At 59.1% G+C, this 12,430-nt stretch carries 12 protein-coding genes; all 12 read left to right on the top strand.

Annotated elements, in window-relative coordinates; translation table 11 throughout:
• The first annotated feature begins 18 nt into the window (after positions 1-18).
• Positions 19-522: a flagellar basal body-associated FliL family protein gene (locus H7H48_RS07980; RefSeq protein ID WP_229448488.1), complete on the top strand. Its 504-nt coding sequence runs from the start codon at positions 19-21 to the stop codon at positions 520-522.
• Positions 519-1,256: a flagellar type III secretion system pore protein FliP gene (fliP, locus tag H7H48_RS07975; RefSeq protein ID WP_229448487.1), complete on the top strand. Its 738-nt coding sequence runs from the start codon at positions 519-521 to the stop codon at positions 1,254-1,256. Before H7H48_RS07980 ends, fliP begins: the two co-directional genes overlap by 4 nt.
• 217 nt (positions 1,257-1,473) lie before the next feature.
• On the top strand, positions 1,474-2,343 hold the full coding sequence (locus H7H48_RS07970; RefSeq protein WP_229448486.1) for a flagellin: 870 nt from the start codon (positions 1,474-1,476) through the stop codon (positions 2,341-2,343).
• Positions 2,344-2,545: 202 nt separating this feature from the next.
• A complete protein-coding gene (locus tag H7H48_RS07965) occupies positions 2,546-3,415 on the top strand; it encodes a flagellin (RefSeq protein WP_229448485.1) in 870 nt (289 codons plus the stop codon).
• A 117-nt stretch (positions 3,416-3,532) separates the two neighbouring features.
• Entirely contained in the window at positions 3,533-5,173 is a 1,641-nt protein-coding gene (fliF, locus tag H7H48_RS07960; RefSeq protein WP_229448484.1) for a flagellar basal-body MS-ring/collar protein FliF, read from the top strand.
• The gene (locus tag H7H48_RS07955; protein WP_229448482.1) at positions 5,173-5,820 is read left to right on the top strand and encodes a hypothetical protein; all 648 of its coding nucleotides are present in this window, start codon (positions 5,173-5,175) and stop codon (positions 5,818-5,820) included. Before fliF ends, H7H48_RS07955 begins: the two co-directional genes overlap by 1 nt.
• Positions 5,817-7,157, top strand: coding sequence for a MotB family protein (locus H7H48_RS07950; RefSeq protein WP_229448480.1), 1,341 nt, complete (start codon positions 5,817-5,819; stop codon positions 7,155-7,157). Before H7H48_RS07955 ends, H7H48_RS07950 begins: the two co-directional genes overlap by 4 nt.
• Positions 7,154-8,437: a chemotaxis protein gene (locus H7H48_RS07945; protein ID WP_229448478.1), complete on the top strand. Its 1,284-nt coding sequence runs from the start codon at positions 7,154-7,156 to the stop codon at positions 8,435-8,437. Before H7H48_RS07950 ends, H7H48_RS07945 begins: the two co-directional genes overlap by 4 nt.
• Positions 8,434-9,711: a flagellar hook-length control protein FliK gene (locus tag H7H48_RS07940; RefSeq protein ID WP_229448477.1), complete on the top strand. Its 1,278-nt coding sequence runs from the start codon at positions 8,434-8,436 to the stop codon at positions 9,709-9,711. Before H7H48_RS07945 ends, H7H48_RS07940 begins: the two co-directional genes overlap by 4 nt.
• Positions 9,683-10,237: a lytic transglycosylase domain-containing protein gene (locus H7H48_RS07935; RefSeq protein ID WP_229448475.1), complete on the top strand. Its 555-nt coding sequence runs from the start codon at positions 9,683-9,685 to the stop codon at positions 10,235-10,237. Before H7H48_RS07940 ends, H7H48_RS07935 begins: the two co-directional genes overlap by 29 nt.
• Positions 10,238-10,376: 139 nt before the next feature.
• The gene (locus H7H48_RS07930; protein WP_229448474.1) at positions 10,377-11,051 is read left to right on the top strand and encodes a response regulator transcription factor; all 675 of its coding nucleotides are present in this window, start codon (positions 10,377-10,379) and stop codon (positions 11,049-11,051) included.
• Positions 11,052-11,150: 99 nt separating this feature from the next.
• A complete protein-coding gene (locus H7H48_RS07925; RefSeq protein ID WP_229448473.1) occupies positions 11,151-12,407 on the top strand; it encodes a flagellar hook protein FlgE in 1,257 nt (418 codons plus the stop codon).
• Positions 12,408-12,430 lie beyond the last annotated feature (23 nt).

Below are 12,430 nucleotides of genomic sequence, written 5' to 3'. Positions count from 1 at the left end.
GCCGGAGCCTGAAGACGCATGGCGCTGCTTGAACAGCAACCCACCGAAAAAAAGGGCCCGTCCCTTGTCGTCCAGTTGGGCATGCTTTTGGTCATGTCGGCCCTTGCTGCCGGAGCTGCCTGGTTCGCCGGCAGCTATCTGCAGAGCAGATCGGGCAGCGTCGAGGAGCCCGCTGCTACGGCATCAGAAAGCGTTGCCACCACTCACGCTCCCGACGAGGATGGCGCCGCCACCCCCCCGCCCGGCATCTTCATGTTGGAGCCCATCACCACCAATCTCGCCGAACCCAGCGAAGTCTGGGTTCGTGCTGAACTTTCTCTTGTGTTCGAGGGGGAGCCTGACCCAGCGATGGCAGCGGCGATCCACCAGGACCTTTTTGCATACTTGCGCACAGTGAAACTGCGTCAGGTGGAAACCGCGAGCGGCCTTCAGCATCTGCGCTCTGATCTTGCAGAACGCGCCAGCATTCGCAGCGAGGGTGCGGTCAAGCAAATCCTCTTCAGGGCTCTGTTGTTCGAATGAGACGCCTTGCTCTTCTGATCGCCGCATCTCTCGTTCCGACCGTTGCGGCGGCGCAATCCATCGATCTTGGGGCATTGACGGGCGCAGACGGTTCCACCATCGGAACGATCATACAGCTCTTCGGCCTTCTGACGATCCTGTCCGTTGCGCCAGGAATTCTGATCATGGTCACAAGCTTCACCCGCTTCGTGATCGCCTTTTCCATCCTGCGCGCCGGCATGGGGCTGCCCACCACTCCTGCCAACCTCATCCTGATCAGCCTATCCTTGTTCATGACCTTCTATGTCATGGCGCCCACCTTCGACAGGGCCTGGGCAGAGGGTATGCGTCCCCTGATGAACAATGAGATCAGTGAGGAAGTTGCGGTCCAGCGCATTGCCGAACCCTTTCGGGGCTTCATGGTCAACAATGTCCGCGAGAAGGATTTTGCACTCTTCGCCGATCTGGCCGCAGAACGCGGCAATGTAGACATCGACGTAACGGTGGAGACTGCAGACCTACGAGTTCTGGTTCCGGCCTTCATGATCTCCGAGATCAGACGAGGCTTCGAAATCGGATTCCTGATCGTGTTGCCCTTCCTCGTCATCGACCTGATCGTTGCCACCATCACCATGTCCATGGGTATGATGATGTTGCCACCGACCGTCGTTTCCCTGCCGTTCAAGATTTTGTTCTTCGTCCTGATCGATGGCTGGAACCTGCTCGTCGGCAGCCTCGTTCGCTCTTTCGTTTAGAGGGGCTTCGCGGCCCCACAATTCGTTTCTTCAGAAAAAACGCCAGCCGACAAAATTAAGCCGGCCCATTATCCTTTTGGTAGGACTTTGCCGCGATAAATGCCTTCAAGCATGGCGGACAGATCTTACAACGGGATCAAGGGCATGATGCCGCTCCGTCATACCGGTAAGCCCGGTATGTCCCTCGTTTGTTTTGTATTTCAGGGGCGTTTTTCCCATGGCAAGTCTTATGACCAACGCGTCGGCAATGACGGCGCTGCAGACCCTCAACACCATCTCCAAGAACATGGCTACCACCCAGTCCCGCATTTCGACGGGCCTGCGCGTGGGCGAAGCTTCCGACAACGCAGCTTACTGGTCCATCGCGACTTCGATGAAGTCCGACAACAAGGCCCTTTCCAGCGTTCAGGATGCTCTGGGTCTCGGCGCCGGCAAGATCGACACGGCCTACACGGGTATCAATGAAGTCATCGACACCGTCGACAAGATCAAGCAGAAGCTTGTCACGGCACGCGGTGCTTCTCAGGAAGACCAGCAGAAGATCCAGGGCGAAATCAACGCGCTCCAGGCTCACATCACGTCGGTCGTCGGCAACTCCAACTATGCCGGTTCCAACATCATCCAGGACAACACCGATGTGAACATCGTTGCGTCCTACAACCGCAGCGGCGCGACCGTCACCATTGACGAGATCACGCTGACGGGTGCCAACGTTCTGGTGCTCGACGCGGCTGGTACCGGTGGTTCCGCAGCCAACGTTGTTGCAGCGGCTCTGTTCGATGCTTCCGGCGGCCAGGTTGGTGACGCTGCAATCGACACTGCTTTGGGCACCGTCGAGACGGCTCTCGCCTCCCTCGCCGACCAGGCGGCAGAACTTGGTGCGGCCAAGTCGCGCGTCGATCTTCAGAAAGACTTCGTTGGCAAGCTTTCCGACGCTATCGAACGCGGTGTTGGCCAGCTCGTTGACGCGGACATGAACGAAGAATCGGCTCGTCTGTCGGCTCTGCAGGTTCAGCAGCAGCTGGGCATCCAGGCGCTTTCGATCGCCAACTCCAACTCGCAGAACATCCTGTCGCTGTTCCGCTAATAGATCGATCCCGGCGCCAAAGCGCCGGCATCAATCCACAATGGACGGGCCGCTCATTCGAGCGGCCCGTCTTTTTTTGATATTTGGAGCAACAGTTAACCTCCATTAATAGCCTGTTAACCATGTGCATCTACCTATCGTTAACCATACCCGGCGCGAACACGCGGTGCCACCGGGAGTGATTGAACAAAGAGGTGATCACGTGGCCAGCATCATGACCAACACTTCTGCGATGGTTGCATTGCAGAGCCTTAAGGTGACCAACAAGGCCATGGACGTGGTCCAGGGCCGCATCTCCACGGGCTACCGCGTTGCTGAAGCGAGCGATAATGCCGCCTATTGGTCTATCGCAACGACAATGCGTTCCGACAACAAGGCTTTATCGGCGGTTCAGGACGCACTCGGACTGGGCGCCGGCAAGATCGACACATCCTACACGGCCATGAACAACGTTCTGGAAGCGGTGGATGCGATCAAGTCCAAATTGGTGACAGCCCGCGGCGCGAGTGCTGAGAACCAAGGCAAAATCCAGGCCGAGATCGACATCCTGCTTGACCACATCAAGAGTGCTGCCACCGGTGCGAGCTATGCCGGAACCAACATTCTCGCGACCGATGACACCGGAAACGTCGAAGTCGTTTCGTCCTATAATCGCTCTTCAGCCGGAACGGTGTCGGTCGACACGATCAAAATCGACATTGCCAGCGTGAAACTCTTTGCGGCGGGCGGACTTCCCGGTGGTCTGGCCGACGACATCATGCTCATCGACATCGTCACCAATGGAACTGACGCGGATATCGATGGCTACCTGACGGACGTTGAGACAGCACTGTCCAACATGTCCAACGCTGCTGCCGACCTCGGCGCGGCAAAGACACGCCTCGATCTGCAGAAGGACTTCGTCTCCAATCTGATGGATTCCATCGAGCGCGGGGTCGGGCAGCTTGTCGATGCGGATATGAACGAGGAATCCACGCGGCTTCAGGCCCTTCAGGTCCAGCAACAGCTTGGCATTCAGGCGCTCGCCATCGCCAATCAGAACGCGCAGAGCATTCTTTCCCTCTTCAAGTAGGCCGCAAACCGCAGCCAAACCGCTCACACAATGGGGCCGCATCGCGGCCCCATTTCATTTTCGCACAAGCTTCGACGTCTACTCTCCCGGACAGAACTCGTATGGGAGCATTGGGCGTTGCCTGAGCAGATTCAGACCGTCGTTGAAAACCTGAAAAGTCTCGGCCCTCGCCGGCTTGCCCTTCTTGGGGGCATGCTGGCACTTTTCATGGCCGTCATCGTGGCGGGCGCGGCCTATCTCAACAGGCCCGCTTATGAAACGCTTTATATCGGACTCGACAGGTCCGACGTGAACCAGATCGGACTGGTTCTGGGTGAGGCAGGGATCGGTTTTGATGTCGTTTCGGATGGGACGGCGGTTCTGGTACCTGCCGGAAAGACCGCGCAGGCGCGCATGTTGCTGGCCGAGAAGGGCCTGCCAAGCAGCACCAATGCGGGCTACGAACTCTTCGACAATGTCGGCTCCCTGGGTCTCACGACCTTCATGCAGCAGGTGACCCGCGTCCGCGCTCTTGAAGGCGAAATCGCCCGCACCATTCAGTCACTCGCAGGCATTAAGGCAGCGCGGGTTCACATCGTCATGCAGGAACGCGGCACATTCCGCACGGAAGAACGCCAGCCCTCGGCCTCTGTCGTCATTCGGGCCTCCAGTCTGGATGCAACCAACGCAGCCTCGTCGATCCGCTATCTCGTTGCAGCCGCCGTCCCCGGCCTGGATGCGGAGAAAGTGACCATTCTGGATTCGACCGGCACGCTGCTTGCCGCCGGCGATGATCCCTCCAACAGCACCGCACAACGTTCCATAGGCGTCGAACGCACGGTCGAAAACCAGATCGAGCAGAACATTCGCCGCGCGCTGGCTCCCTATCTGGGCCCCGACAATTTCCGCGCCAGCGTCAAAGCAGACGTAAACACTGACGCACGTCAGATCGAGGAGGTTATTTACGATCCGAACTCACGCGTCGAACGGTCGGTTCAGGTCGTCCGCTCCAGCGACAGCGCCAATCGCGAAACAGCCATTCAACCAACCTCAGTGGCGCAGAATCTTCCCGAGGACGAGACGGCCGCAACGGCGGGTCCGAAATCCTCCGAAGAAAGCGAGCGTCGTGAAGAAACCACCAATTATGAGCTGAACACCAAGCGCATTGCCACCACCAGCAACGGCTACAGCGTCGACAAGATGTCGATTGCCGTGGTGGTCAATCAGGCAAGGATCCTGGAGATCCTCGGTCCCAACGCCACACCCGATCAAATCAATGCCCGGATTGCAGAAATTCAGAATGTCGTTGCCTCTGCTACCGGCTTCAACGAAGCTCGCGGCGACGTGATCAATGTCTCATCGGTCGAGTTCATCGACGGCCTCGACGGTACACCAATGCCGGAGCCGGGCATTCTTGATGCGGTCGGACAGCACACCGGTACCCTGATCAACGCAGCCGCCTTCATCCTCGTGGCGTTTCTTGTCACCTGGTTCGGCCTTAAACCGATCGGGACCAACCTGATGCGTCCGGCCATCGCACAGGGTCCGGTTTCGGATGACATGCAGCGGGCTCTGCCCAATCCGGAAGATGAACAGGCACGTCTGACCGACGGCGCGTACTCCGACCCTGAGTTCGAGGAAGACGACACCTACGGCACGCACCGGCTCAAGATCCGTCCTGCTCCGCAGGAACGTCTGGCCCGTATGGTCGACCTCAACGAGGAGCGCACTGCCCACATTCTGCGCAAATGGGCGCGCGCTGAGGCGGAGGCCGGTTGATGCCTCCCGCTCTTTCGCTCTTCGACGTTCTGCCGGACTTCGGCACCCCAGCCCCGCCCGCCTCCCCGCGCAGGGCGGAGAGCGCACATTTCGATTCACTGATCGAGCGCCCGGAGCCTCCTGCCAAGGAAGCAGTTCCTCCACTGCAGACCCAGCTCGACGAGATGATCGCGGCAGCAGAAGCCGCGCTGGCAGAAAAGCTCGCTCAAGAACATGCAGTGGCTCTCGAACAGGAACGTGAACGGCACGCTCACGAGCTCGAGGCACTGCGCAATCAACTGGGCGAAGCGGTGGGTCTGGCAATCGAAACGCGCTTTACCGCTCTGGAAGACGACCTGGTCGCGCTGACCTCGCAGGCCACATCGCGGATCCTCGGCGGCGTTCTGACGGAGGATCTGCAGAAGCGATCGATCGCGGAACTTGAACGCGTGATACGCAGTGCGGTTGGTGACCGTGAAACCCTGCGCATCCGGGCCAGCGGTTCGCCCGCATTGTGGGACAGTCTGAAGGCAGGGCTTGGCGAGAAAGCGCGTCACGTCGATTTCGCGGAAGCCCCCGGCTTCGACCTCAGTATCTCAGTCGATGAAGAACTCTTTGAGACCCGACTTACGGAGTGGTCGGAAACACTTGCAGGATTGATCTCATGAGCGTTGCGGAAGACGAGGATCGCGCCTCGGAGATCATTATCGTTCGTCGTGGCGGCGGCGACGAAGACGAGGGCCATCACGGCGGTGCATGGAAGATCGCTTTTGCGGATTTCATGACCGCCATGATGTGCTTCTTCCTGGTCATGTGGCTCATCAACGCGACCGACGAAGATACGAAAACCGCGCTTGCGAGTTATTTCAACCCGGTGCAGCTCATCGATCGCAACACGAGCAGCAAGGGCCTTGAGGACGTCGAAGGCGATCCGGTCGATAGCGCGCCCAACGATGTCGAAGATGACGCACCGGGCGCTCCATCGCAGAACCAGGAGCAGACATCAGGACCGATGAGTTTCGAGAACTCCGTTGGCCAGTCGGACATCCAGAAACTGTCTGACGAGAACCTGTTCTCGGACCCCTATGCCGTGCTCGCCGAAATCGCATCCAACACCGACACGATGCAGAACATTTCCCAGAAAGGGGACGGAGGCGCGCAGATTGCGGGCCCTTCCTCGGGCGCGTCCGGAGGAGAATCCTACCGCGATCCATTCGCACCCGATTTCTGGTCGCAGCAGGTCGCGCGACCGCAGATTGGTGTTCAGGGCGACCCCGACAATGCGCGAGAAAATCCTGCCGGAACCGATGTCGATCTCCCAAGCAACGGCGCAAATCCGCCACCAGCCGTCGCACGGGACGCTTCCGAAACCGAGGCTGGGGCCCAAATCGCTCTGGAGCCGGTTCGCGAGGTTCAGCCCCTGAAACCCCTGGAGCGGGAAGACGTTGCCGCACAGGAAACCGCTCCTCCCGAAACATCACAGAGTAGCGAGAGCGACGCCGCGAAAGCGCCCGCCGAGCCTTCCGCTCAAGACGCGCTGGAAAGAGGTGAGCAGCTGGCCGAGAAGATTCGATCCCAGCTTGCTGCACAATTTGCGGGAACACCGCTCGAGAGCTCCATATCCGTCGTAGCAACCGACGAGGGTGTGCTTGTTTCGATCACCGATGATCTTGAAAACGGCATGTTCCCGGTAGGGTCGGCGGTGCCGCAGCGGGAGCTCGTTCTCGCCATGGACAAGATCGGCCAGACCCTGAGCGAACAATCGGGCAAGGTGAGCGTTCGTGGCCACACGGACGGGCGTCCATTCCGTAGCGAGACTTACGACAATTGGCGTCTATCCAGCGCCCGCGCTCAGGCCGCCTATTACATGCTTGTGCGCGGCGGGCTGGATGAGATGCGCATTGAGCAGGTGGCAGGTTTTGCTGATCGCAAGCTCAAAGTACCCGAAGATCCGTACGCCAGTGCCAACCGCCGCATCGAAATCCTTCTGGAAGTGCCACGATGAGGGCAGTTGCGAGATTCGCCGCTATTCTGATAACCGGTCTCGCCGTCGAAACCGGCGCGCAGGCAGCTTCCATGCAGCCCTATCAGATGGTTCGCTCGCTTCAGCGCGTTCAAGACCGCATCGCAGACGGCGATCATGCGGCCCTGCCCATGCAGCAAAAGCTGCTCGGCATCATTGACAACCGCATACGCAAAGCCGACCCGGCAGATTTCTCGGATCCGCGGAACCTGCAGGCTTTGCTGATATACGGGTTAAGCGGCGGCAATCCCAAGACTCTCGAATTGCTCTTCTCCAAGCTCTCTTTGGGCCCACAGGAGTCCCGGCTCGGCGAAGCAATAGTGCGCTATGCGCTTGGAGACTTCACTGCGGCGCGCGCTGTGCTTCAGGAGATCGACCCCAAGTCTCTTCCACCGGAAGTGGGGCCTCCAGTCGCTCTCGTCAGCGCGACCGTGACGGCGCGGGACAACCCTCTTTTTGCGGTTCGGATGCTTGATGAGGCCCGGCTTCTCAGCCCGGGAACCCTTATTGAAGAGGCAGCCCTGCGGCGTAGCATCCCGCTTGCTGCCGCCCTGAAAGACACAGAGCGGCTCGCCCGGGCATCGGAACAATATGTTCGGCGTTTTCTACGTTCGCCCTACGCAACACAGTTTGTCGACACATTCGTCGCTGCAGTGGTGGAGTTAAACGACACCGTCGACCCTTCCATGGTTGACGAAGTGACTGCACAGATGTCCGATGAACAGGCGAGGATCGTGTATCTGCGGCTTGCCCGCAACAGCGCCATTGAGGGTTATGAGCGGCTGCTCGCCTTCGCTTCGCAAAAGGCCATGGCCTATGGTCAAGACGCAGACGGACGCAACGATCCAAGAGCCGTTCTTTACGCGAACATGGCTTCTGTGACTTCGGACAATGTGAACGATGTCCTGACCGCCCTGAACAGCATCGATCGTCATCGTCTATCAAAAGCCGATCAGGAATTGCTCGATGCGGCTGTCGCGATAGCCAGGGCGGTTCTTGACGAGCCACGGCATACTTCTGCACTCGAGCCGGATTCCCAACCGGAACTCGTGGATGCGCGCCTGCCTGACGAAGAAATTTCCGTTGAAGACGACAACAACGCTGAGATTGCTGAGAGCGCCGCATCTCTCATGACGCAGGAGGCTGCCGACGCCGCTTTTCCCGGTGATCCCGAGAATGACGAGGCCGATAGCTATTTGAAGGAAATGCGCAGCAAACTCGACGACATAGATGCGCTGCTTGGAAAGGAAACCGCACAATGAATCCCGCCATAAGCCGGAGTTTGCCGACCACCCTGCAGACGCTGGATGCGGGGCTCCAGAAACGTGCGGGCAGAGAGCCTCTTTCGTCAGCCTTCGAGGAAGCTCTGACGGAAACACGGACCACGAAGGGCAATCAGGAGAAGAAAACCAGCGAGGAAGCCACAGGTTGGCAGCCGATACGTTGGACGCTTGCCGAAGGGTTGGGGCCACGGCAAGAGCCTTCCAGCGAAGAAGAACAGCAAAACGAAGACGGCGAACTGCAGCACCTTCCCGAGACACTTTCTCCTCAAACGAATGCACCCGTCCCCGGTAGATTGAGCGGTGAAACAGGTGACGCCAAGGGTGACGGGGAAGCGGATGCAACAGCGGACGAGCTTCTGGAAGGCGGTAAAGGTCCTGCAGTGCAATCCAGCGAGGTACGAACGGCCGCCACTCCGGTTTCCGAAGACGCCCCTGCTGCGCCACAAATGGCTTCAGCCCAACCTCTTCCTCAGGCGAACGATCGGACCCGGGAACGCGTAGTACCAGCCAAACGTGTAGACAGAGCCGAGCAACCTCTTCCTGGACTGCCAAAGGCATCTGACAAAGCCGCATTGTCTGTCAGTGAGAAGTCTTCCACGCCGATAGCGGCTGAGCAGACCACCCAACAATCTGCAAAGTCCGAGGCGACGCTGCGAGGCCTTGGCGGCAATGAGGGGCCCGTGCGCGAGAATGCCCAGCAGCAACAACAGGAAATCCGCGTTGTGTCCATCCAGCGTGCGCCCGCCCCCGCCCCCACGGTCGGCGGCGACCAGAGCTCTTTGGCCCCGCGCGCCGGAACAAGCGAGGCCGCACATTTGCAGACCAGTCAGCAGGGCGAAGCCGGAAAGATGGTGCAGACCCTGAAGATCCAGCTTCAGCCGGCCGAACTCGGAACCGTAACGGCCAAGTTGCGTCTCGTGGGTGAGCAACTGATGGTTGATCTGCAGGTTGAAAGCACCGAGGCGCGCCACCGCCTGAGCACCGACAGCGACTCCATCGTCAAGGCCCTGCGCTCACTCGGCTACGACATTGACCGGGTCACCATTCAACAATCCACGCCCGGCGGGCAAACCAACACCGCGACCGGTGGCAACACGCGAGACGGAGCGTTCCAGTCCATGAGCGATGGACGCGGCGAGGGTAATCCCTCGCGAGGAACCGGCGGTGATCGCTCTACCCGTGAGGAGGCCAGCAATGGCGGACGGCAGGCACAGGATACCGCCGATGCGTCTCATAGCGGCGTTTATATTTAGCCTTTCGGCAATGGCCAGCAGTGCCCAGGCCGCCGGCAATGCCTGTGAGGGTGAAATCCTTCGCGCGGCGGAAAAGTACCGTGTCCCCCCCGGGATCCTTTATGCCGTCGGCCTCACGGAAACGGGCGTGAAGGGAAGCTTGCAACCCTACGCGCTGAACATCGAGGGGAAGGCAGTCTTCGCGCGTAGCGCGGGGGATGCAATTCGCAGCTTTGAGCGCGCTCGTAGCGAAGGTAAGAAACTTATCGATCTGGGCTGCATGCAGATCAATTACCACTACCATGGCGAGAAATTCCAGAATTTGCGATCCATGTTGGACCCGCGCCAGAACGTCGATTATGCCGCCCGGTTTTTGGTCCAGCTCAAGCAACGCCATGGCTCGTGGTCGATGGCTGTCGCGCGCTATCACGCAGGCCCTGATAACGATCCAGCGCAGAAAAGATACGTTTGCCGTGTGATTGCCAATATGGTTGCCACGGGCTTTGGAGCCTGGACACCGGAGGCACGCCGCTTCTGCAATCCCTGATTGAAATTATTTTTTCGAACAGGATCCAAAAGGCCTGACTTTCAGACTCCCCAATATTGACTCCTGAGATTTCATAGTTGTGCGTGATTCGCCCGACCAGTTACCACTTGATACATAAGTTGATTCGGAGGGCGGGCCGGTGATTGTCGTGATAGACGAGCGTGAGTTGGTGACTGAAGGTTATCACTCACTTTTCAATCGTGAAGGGGTTGCGAGCGCAGGATTCGCACCAGACGAATTCGGCGAATGGGTCGAGACTGTTCCGGATGATGAACTCAAGGCCGTGAGCGCTTTCTTGCTCGGCCAATGCGATGGAGGCAGCATTCGGGCTCAGCGCATTCGTGAGCGCTCCACCGCACCGTTGATTGCTCTGAGTGAACGCAATTCGCTCGACGATACGCTGCGCATGTTCGAGTGGGGTGTCGACGATGTTGTTCGCAAGCCGGTCCACATCCGCGAGATCCTCGCGCGCATCACAGCCATCCGCCGCCGCGCCCAGCAGGAAACGGCCACCTTCACGGAAATCGGCACCATGCGAATCTATTTCGACGGGCGCGATCCGGAAATCGAGGGGCAACCGCTTCCCCTGCCCCGCCGTGAGCGCAGGATCCTGGAATATCTGGCGAGCAACCCCACACGCCGGGTGACCAAGACGCAGATCTTCAATGCCATCTACGGCATCTTTGATGAGGACGTCGAAGAGAACGTGGTGGAAAGTCACATCAGCAAATTGCGCAAGAAGTTGCGCGAGAAGCTTGGGTTCGACCCGATCGACTCCAAACGCTACCTTGGCTACCGGCTGGCGGACATCTGATCCGCCAATTTTTTTCTTCAGAAAGTGCCACCACCAGTTTCACGCAAGTCACGCCTCCTACCTTGACCGTGATCGGCGTAGACTATGAGGAGACTTCCGATGGGCCTTTACGGCATGATGCGTACCGGTGTTTCCGGCATGGCGGCACAATCCAACCGGTTGTCCACCGTCGCCGACAACATCGCCAACTCCAGCACAAATGGGTACAAGCGCGCGAAAGCGGAATTTTCCTCGCTTGTTCTGCCGTCCTCTGGCGGCTCCTACAACTCCGGCGGTGTGACCACGTCGATCCGCTATGAAATTTCCAAGTCCGGACCGCTGCAATACACCACGTCTGGAACGGACCTTGCCATTGAGGGCAATGGCTTCTTTGTCGTTCAGGGCACCAATGGTCAGCCCTTTCTCACCCGCGCCGGCTCCTTCGTGCCCAACTCAAACGGTGAGCTCGTCAACGCGGCCGGCTATAAACTCATGGGCTACAGCTACGCCAACGGCGTCCCAGCGGTCACCGCAAACGGTTACGCCGGGCTTGAGGCTGTAACAATCGCGCAATCGGAGCTGGTGGCCACCCCATCGCGCAACGGAACGCTCACGGCCAACCTTCCGTCAAGCTCTGACGTTGTGGCGGCAGCGGATCTGCCTTCTGCCAATGCTGCGACCGCTCAGTACACCCACAAGACTTCGCTGGTCGCCTACGACAACCTGGGCGGCAAGCAACTGCTCGACGTCTATATGACCAAGACAGGTGCGGACACGTGGGAAGTCGCTGTGTACGACCGCGCTGATGCGGCACCCAACACGTCGTTTCCCTACGCAAATCCGGCATTGGCGACGACAACGCTCACCTTCGATCCCACCAACGGCAAACTCGATGGCGCGAGCCCCACGGATATCTCTCTGACGGTGCCTGGCGGCGACACGCTGACCATCGACCTTTCCGACATGACCCAGCTCGATACCGGGTTCTCGGTCACCGGCGAGGTGGATGGAAGCGCACCCTATGCAATCGACAGCGTCGAGATCTCCGAGGACGGGACGATCTTCGCGCAATACGCTGATGGCTCCCGGCGGGCTTTGTACCGTATTCCTCTTGCCAATGTGCAGAGCCCCGATCAGTTGAAGGTCATTACCGGCAACGTCTTCTCCGAAAGTGCGGATTCGGGCGGCGTGCAGTTGGGCTTTTCGGGAACCGGCGGCCTTGGCAAGGTAACTCCGGGGGCTGTGGAGCGTTCCAACGTCGACATCGCCACAGAGCTGACCGACATGATCGAGGCTCAGCGCAACTATACCGCCAATTCGAAATCGTTTCAGACAGGTTCCGAACTGATGGAACTTCTGGTCAATCTGAAACGCTAAGCCTGGGTTTCCGGAACGGGGGA

It is taken from the genome of Nitratireductor sp. B36, from assembly GCF_020833685.1.
In the GTDB taxonomy this organism is placed as follows: Bacteria; Pseudomonadota; Alphaproteobacteria; order Rhizobiales; family Rhizobiaceae; genus Nitratireductor.
This window is presented reverse-complemented; position numbering and strand designations above follow the sequence as displayed.